Source organism: Bradyrhizobium sp. Leaf396, from assembly GCF_001424605.1.
GTDB lineage: Bacteria > Pseudomonadota > Alphaproteobacteria > Rhizobiales > Xanthobacteraceae > Bradyrhizobium > Bradyrhizobium japonicum_C.
On the sequence record NZ_LMQJ01000065.1, the window covers coordinates 250,175 to 264,568 of the forward strand.

Here is a 14,394-nt window from a genome sequence, read left to right on the forward strand (position 1 = left end):
GCTAACCGACCTTCTCGACGAAGACGCGGATGGTGCCGCCGCAGGACAGACCGACGTTCCAGGCGGTCTCGTCGGCAACGCCGAACTCCAGCATCTTGGGCTTGCCGCTCTCGATCACGTCCATCGCCTCGGTGACCACGGCGCCCTCGACGCAGCCGCCGGAGACCGAGCCCAGGAATGTGCCTTCGTCGTTGATGACGAGGCTCGAGCCCGCCGGGCGCGGCGCCGAACCCCAGGTCTCCACGACGGTGGCGAGCGCGACGCCACGGCCGGCCTTCTGCCAATCCTCCGCCGCCTTCAGAATGTCCTCGTCGCGATCGAGCATGGGGTGCCTCTCAAGCTGCGGAGCGGATCAGGCTGCGGTGATGCGGCGGCAGCGGCTGGGAGAGCGTCGTGATCAGCTCCTGGATCGAACTCAAATTATGCACGGGGCGGAATTCGTCAACGTGGGGCAGCATCATTTTGATGCCCTGCGCCTTGGCCTCGAAGCCCCCGAACCGCAACAGCGGATTGAGCCAGATCAGCCTTCGGCAGGACCGGTGCAGCCGATCCATCTCGAAGGCCAGCTTGGAATCGGCCTCCCGTTCCAGCCCGTCGGAGATCAGGAGCACGATGGCGCCCTGGCTCAGCACCCTCCGCGCCCACAATTTATTGAAGTTGTGCAGCGAGGCCGAGATGCGGGTGCCGCCGGCCCAATCCTCGACCGAGGCCGAGCAGCTCGCCAGCGCCTCGTCGGGATCGCGCTGGCGCAGCGCGCGACTGACATTGGTGAGGCGGGTGCCGAACAGGAACACCGAGACGCGCTTGCGCGCGTCCGTGATGGCGTGGAGGAAGTGCAGGAACAGGCGGGTGTACTCGCTCATCGAGCCCGAGATGTCGAGCAGCGCGACGATCGGCGCCGGCTTCTCGATCCGCCCGAGGCGATGGATGTCGATGATATCGCCACCGGTGCGGAGCGATGCGCGCAGCGTACGGCGCAGGTCGAGGCGAAGCCCGCGCCGATCGGGCCGGTGCCGGCGCGTTAGAAGCTCGGCCTGCGGCAGCCGCATCCGCTCGACGGCACGCAGCGCCTCGGCAATCTCCGCAGCGCTCATCTGCGCAAAGTCCTTCTTCTGGAGGATCTCCTTGTCGGAGACCGACAGGCGCAGATCCTGCTCCTGGTGCTGCGGCGTCTCGGTCATGCGCGGCTGCGACATCGCTTCCTGCACGCGGCGCGAGCCGGCCTGCGGCTTCTTCTTGGCCTCGTCCGGCAGCGGCACCGAATCCAGCATGTGCTTCCACTCTTCAGAGGCGCGGAAGAACAGGTTGAAGGCCTGCTTGAAGATCAGCGCATGCTCGTGCCGCTTGACGAAGATCGCCTCCAGCGTGGTGAAGACATCGCTGCGGTTGCCGATGTCGATTGCCTGCAATGCGCTCATCGCATCGATCACCGCGCCGGGCCCGACCGGCAGGCCGGCTGCACGCAGCGCGCGGGCGAAGCCGACGATGTTGTCGGCGAACTGCTCGGTTTGCTCGGGGGCAAGGTGGTTGATGGCCATGGTCTCGTATCCATCCCCTCGGGGGCGCGCCACTTGGCGCGAGCCCCGAATCCATGCTCCCGATCGTGTTATGGATTCCGGGCTCGACGCTTGCGCGTCGCGCCGGAATGACGGGAGCAGCTATGACGCACGCGAGATCAATTCTCGCTCGTCGCTTCCTTCAGCACCTTCTGCAGGGCATCGCCCTGCATTCGGGTGATGTCGTCCTGATACTTGAGCAGCGCACCCAGCGTGTCGCCGACCACTTGGGGGGTGAGCGAACGCGCATCGAGCTCGGACAGCGCGGTGGCCCAATCGATGGTCTCGGCGACGCCCGGCGACTTGTAGAAGTCCTGGTTGCGCAAAGCCTGGACGAAGCGCACGACCTGCTGTGACAGCTTCGCAGAGATGCCTGGCACGCGCGTCTTGACGATCGCAAGCTCGCGCTCGGCAGCGGGATAATCGACCCAGTGATAGAGACAACGCCGCTTCAGCGCGTCGTGGATCTCGCGGGTGCGGTTCGAGGTGATGATGACGATCGGGGGGTGCGGCGCCTTCACGGTGCCGAATTCGGGAATGGTCACCTGGAAATCGCTGAGGATTTCGAGCAGGTACGCCTCGAACGCCTCGTCGGCGCGGTCGAGTTCGTCAATCAGCAGCACCGGCGGACCGGCAACGTCGGGCTCCAGCGCCTGAAGCAACGGCCGCTTGATCAAGTAGCGGTCGGCGAAGATGTCGCTCGAGAGCTGGTCGCGATCGGTGTCGCCGGCGGCCTCCGCCATCCGGATCGCAATCATCTGCGCGGCGCTGTTCCACTCGTAGACCGCCGAGGAAACGTCGAGACCCTCGTAGCACTGCAGGCGGATCAGCCTCCGCCCCAGCGCCGCCGAGAGCACTTTGGCGATCTCGGTCTTGCCGACGCCGGCCTCGCCCTCCAGGAACAGCGGCCGGCCCATGCGCAGCGACAGAAAGGTCACCGTCGCCAGCGACCGCTCAGCGAGGTAACCGCGCGACGTCAGAAGTTCGAGCATCGCGTCGACCGATGCCGGCAAAGCACCGGAAGAATTGGCCGCTGAAGTCATGAAAAAGCCAGTCTTGCTACGCCCTCGCCAGGGACAGGTGTGGACCGAGGAACGAGTTCAGCTCATTCCTTGGCATTGGCGGCGTCGACGGCACGCCGAGTCAGCACCCCGATGAGATGCGCACGATACTCTGCGCTGCCGTGGATGTCGCTGTTGAGGCCTTCGGCCGGCACCGCGATGCCTTCCAGCGCCTTCGAGGCGAAGCGCTTCTTGAGAGCCTCCTCGAACGCGGTGACGCGAAATACGCCCTCTGAGCCGGCACCGGTGACGGCAACGCGCACGTCCGACGGACGGCGCGCCACGAAAACACCGACCAGCGCGTAACGGGAGGCCTGGTTGCGGAACTTGATGTAGGCTGCCTTTTTCGGCAGCGGGAACATCACCTTGGTGATGATCTCGTCGGCTTCGAGCGCCGTCGTGAACAGGCCCTGGAAGAACTCTTCCGCCTTGAGGCGACGCTTGTTGGTGACGATGGTCGCGCCCAGCGCAAGGACCGCGGCCGGATAGTCGGCGGTCGGATCGTTGTTGGCGAGCGATCCGCCGATCGTACCCTTGTGACGCACGGCGGGATCGCCGATCTGACTCGCGAGGTTCGCCAGCGCCGGGATCGCCTCACCGACGATCGCGGAGTTCGCGACCTCGGCGTGCCTGGCGGTGGCGCCGATCACCAGCGAGCGGCCCTTCATCTCGATCGCGTTGAGACCCTCGATATGGGAGAGGTCGACCAGATGCGGCGGGCTCGCGAGGCGCTGCTTCATGACGGGAATCAGCGTGTGGCCGCCGGCGATCACCTTGGCGTCTTCGTTCTTCACCAGGAGATTGGCCGCCTGGCGAACGGTCCCAGGGCGATGATATTTGAATTCGTACATCTGAATGTCCTGATCGCGGGATGCGCGTTACGCGAGATCGGATTTCGCCATCGCCTTGGCGCCGGCAGAGATCGAGGCGACGATGTTCTGGTAACCAGTGCAGCGGCAGAGATTGCCTTCCAGCTCCTCGCGGATCGTGTGATCGTCGAGTTCGTGTCCTTTGCGATGGACGATGTCGATCGCGGTCATGATCATGCCGGGGGTGCAGAAGCCGCACTGCAGGCCATGATGCTCGCGGAAGGCCTCCTGCATCGGATGCAGCGGCGCGCCGTCGGCGGCCAGTCCCTCGATCGTCTTGACCTCGTGGCCGTCGGCCATCACGGCAAGCGTGGTGCAGGACTTCACGGCCTTGCCGTCGAGATGCACGACACAGGCGCCGCACTGCGAGGTGTCGCAGCCGACATGCGTGCCCGTCAGCCGCAGATTCTCGCGCAGGAACTGCACCAGAAGCGTGCGGGGATCGACATTGGCCGTCACAGGATTGCCGTTCACGATGAGGGAGATTTTTGCCATAAGCACTCTCTATCAGCGCCCCGACGGGTCCCGTCGAAGCGGTTCTTATAATTATTCCAACCCATCATATGGGCCATTGTCCCCCGGGGCAACATCGCCCCCGACGCAAGCCGCCATGCCGAAAGGCGATAGGTTTCAGCCCTGTACCGCCTTGGCAAAGTTCGCAAAAAATTCGTCGGCGAGCTTCTTGGCGGTGCCGTTGATGAGGCGCTGGCCGAGCTGCGCCAACTTGCCGCCGATCTGCGCCTCGACGTCGTAAGAGAGCAGCGTGCCGCCGTCCTTCTCGGCGAGCTTGACCACCGCGCCGCCCTTGGCGAAGCCGGCCACCCCACCCTCGCCCTCGCCGGAGATCTTGTAGCCGTTTGGCGGGTCGAGATCGGACAGCGTGACCTTGCCCTTGAAGCGCGCCGACACCGGGCCGACCTTCATCTTTGCCGTTGCGCGAAAGCCGCCGTCGTCGGTCTTCTCCAGCTCCTCGCAGCCGGGGATGCAGGCCTTCAGCACCTCCGGATCGTTGAGCTTGGCCCACACGGCCTCGCGCGGCGCCGCAAGCTGGACTTCGCCGTTCATCGTCATGGCCATGAGGTGCCTCCCGGATCGCGCAACTATAATGCTGATCAAGTAACGCAGGGACGCGGCAAAGGAAAGGGCGGCGCTCAGCCACGTGCAATGCATATTCGCAACTGCAAAAAGATGTGTGCAGGCGGTTGGGGATTGGCACAGCGGGGCCATGATGATTAGGTCGCGCGCAACATGAGCACATCCCTCTCCCCCCTGCTCGCGCCGATGCTGTCGAGCGCGGCGATGCGCGCGGTCTGCGACGACCGGTCTACCCTGCAGAACATGCTCGATTTCGAGGCAGCGTTGGCACGCGCCGAGGCCGCCACGGCTGTGATCCCGGCGTCCGCCGTTGGCCCGATCGAGGCTGCGTGCAATGCCGATTGCTTCGACATGGCCGCGCTGGCCGACGCCGCGACGCGATCGGGCAATCTCGCGATTCCCCTGGTCAAGATGCTGACCGCCAATGTCGGCAGGAACGACGCGGAGGCTGCGCGCTACGTGCATTGGGGCGCGACCAGCCAGGATGTCATCGACACCGCGACCATGCTCACGCTCCGCGCCGGCATCGCCGCGCTGGATGCCGATCTCAGCCGCGCCATCAAGGGATTCGCCGCGCTGACGCGCAGCCACCGCAATACCCCGATGGTGGCGCGGACCTGGCTGCAGCACGCCTTGCCGATGCCGTTCGGGCTCAAGGCGGCGGAATATGCCGCAAGCCTCGCCCGCGCCCGTTGCCGCCTGCGGCGGTTCTCCCGCGAGGGCCTGGCGCTGCAATTCGGCGGCGCGGCCGGCACGCTCGCTGCGCTCGGTGACAAGGGGCTCGCGGTGGCCGAACGGCTGGCCCAGGAGCTCGGTCTGCCGCTGCCCGAGGCGCCCTGGCACGCCCATCGCGACCGCATCGCCGAGGCTGCTTCCTGTCTCGCCATTCTCGCCGGCAGCTGCGGCAAGATCGCACGGGACGTCTCGCTGCTGATGCAGACCGACGTCGGCGAGGCGTTCGAGCCCGCCGGCGAAGGCCGCGGCGGCTCCTCGACGATGCCGCACAAGCGCAATCCGGTCGCCGCCGCGAGTGCGTTGGGCGCCGCCACCATGGCCCCGCAGCTCGCCGCGACCATCTTTGCCGCGCAGGTCCAGGACCACGAACGCAGCGCCGGCCCCTGGCACGCGGAATGGCCGACCCTGCCGCAACTGATGCTGGTCACCTCCGGCGCGCTGGCCGCCATCGTCGATATCGCGGAGGGTCTCGAGGTCGATGCGGCGCGCATGTGCAGCAATCTCGATGCGACGCAGGGGCTGATCATGGCCGAGGCGGTCACCTTCGCGCTGGCCGAGACGATCGGCAAGAGCGATGCGCACCATCTGATCGAGGCCGCGAGCAAGCGCGCAGTCGCCGAGAAGAAGCATCTGCGCGAGGTGCTGTCGGCCGATTCGCAGATCACCACGCACCTTTCCCCGGAAAAAATTGCTTCATTGTTCGAGCCGATGGCCTATCAAGGGGCCTCCCAGGCGCTGATCGACCGCCTGCTGGATTCCTTGGATCTCTCCTGATGTCATTGCCGGGCTTGACCCGGCGATCCATCATCCTGGATAGATTCACTTATTGGATGGATGCGCGGGAAATTTGGGATAAGACGCGCTGAGCGCTATTGCCCGCCCATGACGAGGAGCATGCCATGCCCATGATCGATGCCGACGGTTGCCTGCTCAACGTCTCGGTCGAAGGCCGTGACGGCGGGCCGACCTTGATGCTGTCCAACTCCCTCGGCTGCACATTGCAGATGTGGGAGCCGCAGATGAAGGCGCTGACGCAGGTGTTCCGCGTCATCCGTTACGATCGCCGCGGCCACGGCAAGTCGAATGTCCCGCCTGGCCCCTACACGATGGAGCGCTTCGGTCGCGACGTTCTCGCGATCCTCGACGATCTCAACATCGAGAAGGTGCACTGGTGCGGGCTGTCGATGGGCGGCATGGTCGGACAATGGCTGGGCGCGAACGCGCCGGAGCGCATGGGCAAGCTCGTCCTTGCCAACACGTCCTGCTACTATCCCGATCCAACAAACTGGCACAACCGCATCAAGGCGGTTAAGGAGGGCGGCATCGCCGCCGTCGCCGATGCCGTGATCGCGGGCTGGCTGACCCAGGATTTCCGCGAGCGCGAGCCTGAGATCACCGCGAAGATGAAGTCGATGCTGCTTGCTTCCCCGGTCGAGGGCTACCTTGCCTGCTGCGAGGCGCTGTCGACACTCGACCAGCGCGCGCTACTGCCGAAGATCAAGAGCCCCACGCTGGTGATCGCCGGCCGCCACGATGCGGCGACACCGATCTCGGCGGCCGAACTGATCCGCTCCAACATTCCCGGCGCCAGCATGACCATCATCGACGCCGCGCACATCTCGAACGTCGAGCAGCCGCACGCGTTCACGGATGCGGTGGTGGGGTTCCTGACGCAGCGCTAACCACAGCCGTCATTGCGAGCGCAGCGAAGCAATCCAGAGATCCCGCAGCGGAGACGTCTGGATGGCTTCGCCGCTTCTCCTCGCAATGGCGAAGGAGGAAAACACATGGACGACCAGAAGCGCCGCGATGCCGGCATGAACGTGCGCCGCAAGGTGCTGGGCAATGCATGGGTCGACAAGTCGATCGCGAACCGCAATGCGTTCAATACCGACTTTCAGGACCTGATCACGCGCTACGCCTGGGGCGAAATCTGGACGCGGCCGCATTTCGACGAGCGCACCCGTCGGGTGCTGGTGATCGGCACCATGGTCGCGCTCGGGCAATGGGACGAATTCCGCCTGCATGTGCGCGCGGCGCTCGCCGAGGGCGGCTTCACGCCCGACGACATCAAGGAAATCCTGCTGCAGCAGGCGATCTATTGCGGCGTGCCGGCGGCGAACCACGCCGTGAAGGAAGCCTCAGCGATTGTGCAGGAGCTCGGCCTGCTCAAGACCTAGCGGGGCGGCAATCTCCGCGGTCTTCGATGCTGCCGCCGGCTTCTCGATCACGACCACGATCGCGGCTCCGAGCAAGAGCAGGAGCTCGGTGGCATGCAGCCGGAGCGCTGCCATCTCGCCGACCTTGGAGGCCATCACCATGCTGGCAAACGAGATTAGGCTGCCGATCGCCAGCGCGATGCCGAGCGCCTCGTCGCTGCCGCCGTTCCTGCGGATTCGGGGAATGCAGAGCAGCACGAGGTAGATCGCGAAGAACGCCACCACCGTCACCCGCCCCAGCGCGAGCAGCCAGGCGGCGCGGACCGTGTCCATCCCCGCCATCTGAAGGTGGTCGCTGAGGTACAACGCAACGGCAACGCTCGGCCGCTCGTAAAGGCCGTGCACGGGAGCGACAATGATGTTGAAGGCGACGAGGCTCCATACGGGAATGAAATAGGCCGCCAGCAGCGCGCCGTTGACCGAGCCGATCCGCCAATTCCTGAACATGCCGCTTCCCGCTTGGTTTGCCGATGCCTTGACGAAAAGGCGGCGGCTTCGCCGGAGCTAACTCGCATCGGCCTGTGGCGGCAATTTAAACCCTTTGTTTACCTTAACTGCCCCGCGGACGTCGTCATTTTGAGATGGTGCACAGCACCATGACCGGAATCTCGAGAGTCCGCGCTCGGCTATTCGAGCTGCCCCGGAAACTCCCCTAAGAAGAGGCCCCAGCTTTCGGCGGGCCAGGTCTCCTCACTCCTGGTGCTCTCATCTTCGGGCTCCCGGACCTTCATATTCTGACCGCGGGCTACCCTGCTGCCAGCTGACCGCCCTGACGCGGGTCTTCCTGCTGCCCAGGTTTCTGACCGCCGCCCTGCTGCTGTCCTGGGCTCTGCTGGCCGGGGGTTCTGACTCTGCTGACCCGATTGCTGGAACGAGACAACGGCTGGCATCTCATCTTGGCCCCTTGCGGAACCGGGTTCCTCGCAATCTCGGGAACCCCGGGACCCAAAATGATCTCTGTACAAGCCTTTAGGTGGAGACCGGGCCAGTTGCAGCTGCCAGTTCCCTCCTGTTACAAAACCCGAAGAACGCTCAAGGGCTGCCGGGGCCCAAGAACTCTCTCTCGAAGAGCTCCCTTTGAGCCTGCGTCAGGTGTGGTACGGCAGCCCATGGATTATTTCGCCCAGCAGCTCATCAACGGCCTCGTGCTCGGCTCCATCTACGGCCTGATCGCGATCGGCTACACGATGGTCTACGGCATCGTCGGCATGATCAACTTCGCCCATGGCGACGTCTTCATGATCGGCGGCTTCATTGCGCTGATCACCTTCCTGATCCTGATCTCGCTCGGCCTCACCGCGATCCCCCTGATCCTGCTGGTGGTGCTCCTGGTCTCGATGGCAATCACGGCGCTTTATGGCTGGACCATCGAGCGCATCGCCTACCGGCCGCTGCGTCATTCCTTCCGTCTTGCCCCGATGCTGTCCGCGATCGGCATGTCCTTCGTGCTGACTAACTATTCGCAGGTGGCGCAAGGCGCGCGCGTCAAGCCGATCCCGCCCTTCATCACCGGCGGCTACACGCTGCATGAGAGCCAGGACGGCTTTGTCATCCAGCTCTCCAACATCCAGATCATGGTGGTCATCACCACCATCGTGTTGCTGGCGATCTTCACCTGGCTGGTCTCGCGCACCCGGCTCGGGCGCGACATGCGGGCCTGCGAGCAGGACCAGACCATGGCGGCGCTGCTCGGCGTCGACGTCGACCGCACCATCTCGATGACCTTCGTGATCGGCGCCGCGCTCGCCGCGGTCGCCGGCCTGATGTACCTGCTCTATTACGGCCTCGTCGATTTCTTCATGGGCTTCGTCGCGGGCATCAAGGCATTCACCGCCGCCGTGCTCGGAGGCATCGGCTCGCTGCCGGGCGCCATGCTCGGCGGGCTTGCGATCGGTCTGATCGAGACGTTCTGGTCGGCCTATTTCTCGGTCGAATACAAGGACGTCGCGGCGTTCTCGATCCTGATCGTCGTGCTGATCTTCATGCCGACCGGCCTGCTCGGCCGCCCCGAAGTCGAAAAAGTCTGACGGACCGGCCGCGTGACAATCCCTTCGACCAATACGGCCAAACCTGCAACGGGCATCCCGGCCCTCCTCAAGACAGCCTTCATCAACGCCCTCGTCGCGCTGGTGCTGTTCTCGCTGATGGTCGGCATCCGCACCGAGGCGGGCCCGGACGGCCAGCTCACCTACTGGACGCGATTCGGAGAGGTTGCCGCCCTCGTCGCCGTCGTGTTCGGGGGCTCGATCGTGATGGAGCTCTTGCGGCAATGGATCGGTTCGACCGGCGCCGAGAAGCTGGTGCCGCCGGCGGTGCAGAGCGGCATATCCTTCATCGGCCGCTATCTCGCGCCGGCGCTTTTGATCTTCACCCTGCTGGTGCCTGTGATCTTCTATGACCAGCGCTACATTCTGGACCTTGCGATCCTCGTTCTCACCTACGTCATGCTGGGCTGGGGATTGAACGTCGTGGTCGGGCTCGCCGGCCTTCTCGACCTCGGCTATGTCGCTTTCTATGCGGTCGGCGCCTATTCCTACGGACTGCTCGCCACCAATTTCGGCTGGTCGTTCTGGATCTGCCTGCCGCTCGCCGGCATTCTCGCCGCCTTCTGGGGCGTTCTGCTCGGCTTCCCCGTGCTCCGCCTACGCGGCGACTATCTCGCCATCGTGACTCTCGCATTCGGCGAGATCATCCGGCTCGTCATCATCAATTGGCAGGATCTGACGGGCGGCCCGAACGGCGTCTCCGGCATTCCCCGTCCCTCCTTCTTCGGCATCCCGCTGGACAACAGCGATGAAGGGCTCGCCGCAAGGCTTGGCATCGAGTATTCGGCGACCCACCGCATCGTCTTCCTGTTCTACCTGATCCTGGCGCTGGCGCTGGTCACCAACTGGGTGACGATCCGCCTGCGCCGGCTCCCCGTCGGGCGGGCCTGGGAAGCCCTGCGCGAGGACGAGGTCGCCTGCCGCGCGCTCGGCATCAACACCACGACCACCAAGCTCACGGCGTTCGCAACCGGCGCCATGTTCGGCGGCTTCGCCGGTGCGTTCTTTGCCACCCGCCAGGGCTTCATCAGCCCGGAATCCTTCACCTTCCAGGAATCGGCGCTGGTCCTCGCCATCGTCGTGCTCGGCGGCATGGGCTCGCAGCTCGGCGTGGCGCTCGCAGCTCTCGCCATGATCGGCGGATTCGAGCTGTTCCGCGGCCTCGAGAGCTACCGCATGCTGGTGTTCGGCATGGCCATGGTGCTGATCATGATCTGGCGGCCGCGCGGCCTGGTCGGCCATCGCGCACCCACCGTGTATCTGACCAAGGCGCAAGCGATCTCCTCCGACCTCGTCAAGGAAGGGCACGGATGAGCGGCGACAAGATTCTCAGCGTCGAGCGGCTGACCATGCGCTTCGGCGGCATCGTCGCCGTGCAGGACTTGTCATTGTCGGCAGAGCGCAAGAAGATCACCGCGCTGATCGGGCCGAACGGCGCCGGAAAGACCACCGTCTTCAACTGCATCACCGGCTTCTACAAGCCAAGCGCTGGTGCCATTCGCCTCACCCATGACGACGGCAGAGTGATCGCGCTGGAGCGGCTGAACGATTTTCGCATCGCCAAGCAAGCCAAGGTCGCGCGCACCTTCCAGAACATCCGCCTGTTTCCCGGCATGACCGCGCTGGAGAACCTGATGGTGGCCCAGCACAACGCCTTGATGCGCGCCTCGGGTTACACGCTCCTCGGTCTCCTCGGCGTCCCCGCATACCGCGACGCCGAAAAGCGCGCAATCGACCTCGCCACCGACTGGCTGAAGCGGGTCAATCTGCTCGACCGCGCCGACGATGCCGCCGGCAATTTCGCCTATGGCGACCAGCGCCGGCTCGAGATCGCGCGCGCAATGTGCACCGAGCCCGCCCTGCTGTGCCTGGACGAACCCGCCGCCGGCCTCAACGCGCGCGAAAGCGCGGCCTTGAGCGAGCTCCTGCTTTCGATCCGGGACGAACTCGGCACCTCGATCCTGCTGATCGAGCACGACATGTCGGTGGTGATGGAGATCTCCGACCACGTCGTGGTGATGGACCATGGCGTCAAGATCGCGGAAGGCACGCCGCGCGACGTCCGCAACGACCCGAAGGTGATCGCCGCCTATCTCGGCGCAGACGAGGACGAGGCCGTAGCCGTGATGGAGAGCCCGTCGTGACCTCGGTGCCGCTGCTCGCGATCCGCGGTCTTCGCGCCGCCTACGGAAAGATCGAGGCGCTGAAGGGCGTTGACTTCGAGATCAATGCCGGGGAGATCGTGGCGCTGATCGGCGCCAACGGCGCCGGCAAGTCGACGCTGATGATGACGATCTTCGGCAAGCCGCGCGCTCGCGCCGGCCAGATCCTCTATGAAGGCCGCGACATCACCCACGTGCCCACTCACGAGATCGCCCACCTGCGGATCGCGCAATCGCCGGAGGGGCGCCGCATCTTCCCGCGCATGAGCGTGGCGGAAAACCTCCAGATGGGGGCGGACGCCACCGACTGCACCGAGGCTGAGCGCGAGACGACACTGCAACGCGTGTTCACGCTGTTTCCGCGTCTGAAGGAACGCTACGCCCAGCGCGGTGGAACCCTGTCCGGCGGCGAGCAGCAGATGCTGGCCATCGGCCGCGCGCTGATGAGCCGCCCGCGGCTGCTCCTGCTCGACGAGCCCTCGCTCGGGCTCGCACCGCTGATAGCGCGACAGATCTTCGACGCAATCCGCACCCTGAACCGGCAGGACGGGTTGACCGTCCTGATCGTCGAGCAGAACGCCAACCATGCACTCAAGCTCGCTCATCGGGGTTATGTCATGGTCAATGGCCTGATCACACTGGCGGGGACCGGCACCGAACTGCTGCAGCGCCCCGAGATTCGCGCCGCCTATCTGGAAGGCGGTCGCCACGGCTGACGAGACCGAAGGCCGACGAGTGCGGCCGGATGCGGCGCGATATCTCCGCAATGCCCGTATTTTGCCGGTGACTTCTCGCCGGATTCATTCAAGAATGGCGCCGGTTTGAACCGGGCCTGCCCGGCAACTTCCACAGGCGACCACCCGCGAGGTATCTCATGAAATCACTGAAGCTCATCGGTCTGGCATTCGGCGCATCGCTCGCCCTGTCGAGCGCGGCATTCGCGCAGGATGTCACCGTCGCAGTCGCAGGCCCGATGACCGGCGGCGAGTCCGCCTTCGGACGCCAGATGAAGAACGGCGCCGAGATGGCCGTGGCCGATATCAACGCCGCCGGCGGCGTCAATGGCAAGAAGCTCGCGCTTTCGGTCGAGGACGACGCCTGCGACCCGAAGCAGGCCCGCTCGATCGCGGAGAAGATCGCCGGCGCCAAGATTCCCTTCGTGGCCGGGCACTATTGCTCGTCGTCGTCGATCCCGGCTTCGGAAGCCTATGCCGACGGCAACGTGCTCCAGATCACGCCGGCCTCGACCAACCCGCTGTTCACCGAGCGCAAGCTCTGGAACGTGGCTCGCGTCTGCGGCCGCGACGATCAGCAGGGCCTGATCGCCGCGCAGTACATCGCCAAGAACTACAAGGGCAAGAACATCGCGATTCTCAACGACAAGACCACCTATGGCAAGGGTCTTGCCGACGAGACCAAGAAGGCGCTCAACAAGGCCGGCGTCACCGAGAAGATGTACGAGTCCTATAACAAGGGCGACAAGGACTTCAACGCGATCGTCTCGCGCCTGAAGCGCGACAACATCGACCTCGTCTATGTCGGCGGCTATCATCAGGAGAGCGGCTTGATCCTGCGTCAGATGCGCGATCAGGGCCTCAAGACCGTGCTGATGGCCGGCGACGCGCTCGCCGACAAGGAGTACGCCTCCATCACCGGCCCGGCCGGCGAAGGCACGCTGTTCACCTTCGGCCCCGACCCGCGCAACAAGCCGACCGCGAAGAAGATCGTCGAGGCTTTCAAGGCCAAGAACATCGACCCTGAGGGCTACACCCTCTACACCTATGCGGCGATGCAGGTGTGGTCGCAGGCGGCCAAGAAGGCCGGCACCACCGACGCCAAGAAAGTGATGGCGGCGATGAAGGCCGGCAAATGGGACACCGTGATCGGCCCAATCGAGTATGACGCCAAGGGCGACATCAAGCAGATCGACTACGTCGTCTACAAATGGGATGCCAAGGGCGGCTACGCCGAGATCAGCGGCAACGGCACCTGAGCGCGCTAGACGAGCCTTTGGGCCGTTATCAATCAACGCCGCGCCCCGGCTCAAGCCGGGGCGTTTTTTCTTGCGGCAGGATCAAACGGCGGCGGGCAGCGCGCTGGTCGCGGCCTGGGCATTCCGCAATGCCTGCAGGAGATCGCTCGGCCGAAACGGCTTTTGCAGGCAGACCACGTTGGCCAGGCTGGGCGATTGATCGATGAAATCAAGTGTCGTCATTCCGGACACCGCAACGACGGGGAGCGCCGGCGCGTGTTCGCGCAGGGCGGCAATGACGTCGGCTCCGCTGGCGTCACCGAGGAAGATGTCGACGATCGCTGCGTCACAAGCGCTTTCCGCGAAGGCTTTCAGACCTGCCGCACCGCTTTCGGCCTCCACCACCTCGAAATGATTAACCCGGAGCACGATCGCGATCATCGCGCGCACGTCCTTCTGGTCATCGATGATGAGAACGCGAGGCATGGGGAACTCCCGATATCGAAATCAAATCATCTGACTCAGACCTGGAACCCGCCGCAGCGGAGGGGCATTGTGGCACCGCCCAGTAAAGCGCACCTTACCTGATCCCTGTTCCGAGCTCCCACGGAGATTAGGTAAGCTATAACCTTCGGTTGAGTCGTGACCGGTCTGTTCCAGACCCGCGCCCAGAACCCGCA

General features: G+C 64.8%; 16 protein-coding genes. 8 read left to right on the forward strand and 8 right to left on the reverse strand.

Annotated elements, in window-relative coordinates; genetic code table 11:
* Position 1: 1 nt before the first annotated feature.
* The 6 genes from ASG57_RS34165 to ASG57_RS34190 form a co-directional block, all read right to left on the reverse strand.
* Complete coding sequence (locus ASG57_RS34165) at positions 2 to 325, reverse strand: XdhC family protein (protein WP_008564652.1); 324 nt, start codon at positions 323 to 325, stop codon at positions 2 to 4.
* A 10-nt stretch (positions 326 to 335) separates the two neighbouring features.
* A complete protein-coding gene (locus ASG57_RS34170; RefSeq protein WP_024340828.1) occupies positions 336 to 1,538 on the reverse strand; it encodes a vWA domain-containing protein in 1,203 nt (400 codons plus the stop codon).
* Between the two features lie 137 nt (positions 1,539 to 1,675).
* A complete protein-coding gene (locus tag ASG57_RS34175) occupies positions 1,676 to 2,599 on the reverse strand; it encodes an AAA family ATPase (RefSeq protein ID WP_024340829.1) in 924 nt (307 codons plus the stop codon).
* Between the two features lie 62 nt (positions 2,600 to 2,661).
* Positions 2,662 to 3,468, reverse strand: a complete 807-nt coding sequence (locus tag ASG57_RS34180) for an FAD binding domain-containing protein (protein WP_024340830.1) — start codon at positions 3,466 to 3,468, stop codon at positions 2,662 to 2,664.
* Positions 3,469 to 3,495: 27 nt separating this feature from the next.
* Positions 3,496 to 3,981 carry a (2Fe-2S)-binding protein gene (locus ASG57_RS34185; protein ID WP_014494194.1) on the reverse strand — a complete coding sequence of 162 codons (486 nt, stop codon included), beginning with the start codon at positions 3,979 to 3,981 and terminating at the stop codon, positions 3,496 to 3,498.
* A gap of 135 nt (positions 3,982 to 4,116) precedes the next feature.
* A complete protein-coding gene (locus ASG57_RS34190; RefSeq protein WP_024340831.1) occupies positions 4,117 to 4,563 on the reverse strand; it encodes an SRPBCC family protein in 447 nt (148 codons plus the stop codon).
* A gap of 171 nt (positions 4,564 to 4,734) precedes the next feature.
* On the opposite strand from ASG57_RS34190, the gene ASG57_RS34195 reads away from it, so the two are divergent.
* The 3 genes from ASG57_RS34195 (at position 4,735) to ASG57_RS34205 (ending at position 7,496) form a co-directional block, all read left to right on the forward strand.
* Complete coding sequence (locus ASG57_RS34195; protein WP_024340832.1) at positions 4,735 to 6,090, forward strand: 3-carboxy-cis,cis-muconate cycloisomerase; 1,356 nt, start codon at positions 4,735 to 4,737, stop codon at positions 6,088 to 6,090.
* A 125-nt stretch (positions 6,091 to 6,215) separates the two neighbouring features.
* Positions 6,216 to 6,998 carry a 3-oxoadipate enol-lactonase gene (pcaD, locus tag ASG57_RS34200; protein ID WP_024340833.1) on the forward strand — a complete coding sequence of 261 codons (783 nt, stop codon included), beginning with the start codon at positions 6,216 to 6,218 and terminating at the stop codon, positions 6,996 to 6,998.
* Between the two features lie 105 nt (positions 6,999 to 7,103).
* Positions 7,104 to 7,496, forward strand: coding sequence for a carboxymuconolactone decarboxylase family protein (locus ASG57_RS34205; RefSeq protein ID WP_024340834.1), 393 nt, complete (start codon positions 7,104 to 7,106; stop codon positions 7,494 to 7,496).
* Here ASG57_RS34205 and ASG57_RS34210 read toward each other — a convergent pair.
* Positions 7,458 to 7,982: a hypothetical protein gene (locus tag ASG57_RS34210; RefSeq protein WP_024340835.1), complete on the reverse strand. Its 525-nt coding sequence runs from the start codon at positions 7,980 to 7,982 to the stop codon at positions 7,458 to 7,460. The genes ASG57_RS34205 and ASG57_RS34210 overlap by 39 nt on opposite strands.
* Before the next feature lie 662 nt (positions 7,983 to 8,644).
* Between ASG57_RS34210 and ASG57_RS34215 the strand changes: the two genes are divergently transcribed.
* The 5 genes from ASG57_RS34215 to ASG57_RS34235 all read left to right on the forward strand — a co-directional run bounded on the left by ASG57_RS34215 (position 8,645) and on the right by ASG57_RS34235 (position 13,735).
* Positions 8,645 to 9,562, forward strand: a complete 918-nt coding sequence (locus ASG57_RS34215; protein ID WP_024340836.1) for an ABC transporter permease subunit — start codon at positions 8,645 to 8,647, stop codon at positions 9,560 to 9,562.
* A gap of 12 nt (positions 9,563 to 9,574) precedes the next feature.
* The gene (gene livM, locus ASG57_RS34220; RefSeq protein ID WP_024340837.1) at positions 9,575 to 10,894 is read left to right on the forward strand and encodes a high-affinity branched-chain amino acid ABC transporter permease LivM; all 1,320 of its coding nucleotides are present in this window, start codon (positions 9,575 to 9,577) and stop codon (positions 10,892 to 10,894) included.
* Positions 10,891 to 11,724: an ABC transporter ATP-binding protein gene (locus ASG57_RS34225; RefSeq protein WP_024340838.1), complete on the forward strand. Its 834-nt coding sequence runs from the start codon at positions 10,891 to 10,893 to the stop codon at positions 11,722 to 11,724. The genes livM and ASG57_RS34225 overlap by 4 nt, the downstream gene beginning before the upstream one ends.
* Entirely contained in the window at positions 11,721 to 12,458 is a 738-nt protein-coding gene (locus ASG57_RS34230) for an ABC transporter ATP-binding protein (RefSeq protein ID WP_057199052.1), read from the forward strand. Before ASG57_RS34225 ends, ASG57_RS34230 begins: the two co-directional genes overlap by 4 nt.
* A gap of 158 nt (positions 12,459 to 12,616) precedes the next feature.
* Positions 12,617 to 13,735, forward strand: coding sequence for a branched-chain amino acid ABC transporter substrate-binding protein (locus ASG57_RS34235; RefSeq protein WP_024340840.1), 1,119 nt, complete (start codon positions 12,617 to 12,619; stop codon positions 13,733 to 13,735).
* Positions 13,736 to 13,816: 81 nt separating this feature from the next.
* Here ASG57_RS34235 and ASG57_RS34240 read toward each other — a convergent pair whose 3' ends face one another.
* On the reverse strand, positions 13,817 to 14,200 hold the full coding sequence (locus ASG57_RS34240; RefSeq protein WP_024340841.1) for a response regulator: 384 nt from the start codon (positions 14,198 to 14,200) through the stop codon (positions 13,817 to 13,819).
* Positions 14,201 to 14,394: the final 194 nt, after the last annotated feature.

What these genes read in the sequence shown, in the direction of transcription:
- ASG57_RS34165 (WP_008564652.1), bottom strand. Translation starts at nt 325, where the DNA reads ATGCTCGATCGCGACGAGGACATTCTGAAGGCGGCGGAGGATTGGCAG.
- ASG57_RS34170 (WP_024340828.1), bottom strand. Translation starts at nt 1,538, where the DNA reads ATGGCCATCAACCACCTTGCCCCCGAGCAAACCGAGCAGTTCGCCGAC.
- ASG57_RS34175 (WP_024340829.1), bottom strand. Translation starts at nt 2,599, where the DNA reads ATGACTTCAGCGGCCAATTCTTCCGGTGCTTTGCCGGCATCGGTCGAC.
- ASG57_RS34180 (WP_024340830.1), bottom strand. Translation starts at nt 3,468, where the DNA reads ATGTACGAATTCAAATATCATCGCCCTGGGACCGTTCGCCAGGCGGCC.
- ASG57_RS34185 (WP_014494194.1), bottom strand. Translation starts at nt 3,981, where the DNA reads ATGGCAAAAATCTCCCTCATCGTGAACGGCAATCCTGTGACGGCCAAT.
- ASG57_RS34190 (WP_024340831.1), bottom strand. Translation starts at nt 4,563, where the DNA reads ATGGCCATGACGATGAACGGCGAAGTCCAGCTTGCGGCGCCGCGCGAG.
- ASG57_RS34195 (WP_024340832.1), top strand. Translation starts at nt 4,735, where the DNA reads ATGAGCACATCCCTCTCCCCCCTGCTCGCGCCGATGCTGTCGAGCGCG.
- pcaD (WP_024340833.1), top strand. Translation starts at nt 6,216, where the DNA reads ATGCCCATGATCGATGCCGACGGTTGCCTGCTCAACGTCTCGGTCGAA.
- ASG57_RS34205 (WP_024340834.1), top strand. Translation starts at nt 7,104, where the DNA reads ATGGACGACCAGAAGCGCCGCGATGCCGGCATGAACGTGCGCCGCAAG.
- ASG57_RS34210 (WP_024340835.1), bottom strand. Translation starts at nt 7,982, where the DNA reads ATGTTCAGGAATTGGCGGATCGGCTCGGTCAACGGCGCGCTGCTGGCG.
- ASG57_RS34215 (WP_024340836.1), top strand. Translation starts at nt 8,645, where the DNA reads ATGGATTATTTCGCCCAGCAGCTCATCAACGGCCTCGTGCTCGGCTCC.
- ASG57_RS34225 (WP_024340838.1), top strand. Translation starts at nt 10,891, where the DNA reads ATGAGCGGCGACAAGATTCTCAGCGTCGAGCGGCTGACCATGCGCTTC.
- ASG57_RS34235 (WP_024340840.1), top strand. Translation starts at nt 12,617, where the DNA reads ATGAAATCACTGAAGCTCATCGGTCTGGCATTCGGCGCATCGCTCGCC.
- ASG57_RS34240 (WP_024340841.1), bottom strand. Translation starts at nt 14,200, where the DNA reads ATGCCTCGCGTTCTCATCATCGATGACCAGAAGGACGTGCGCGCGATG.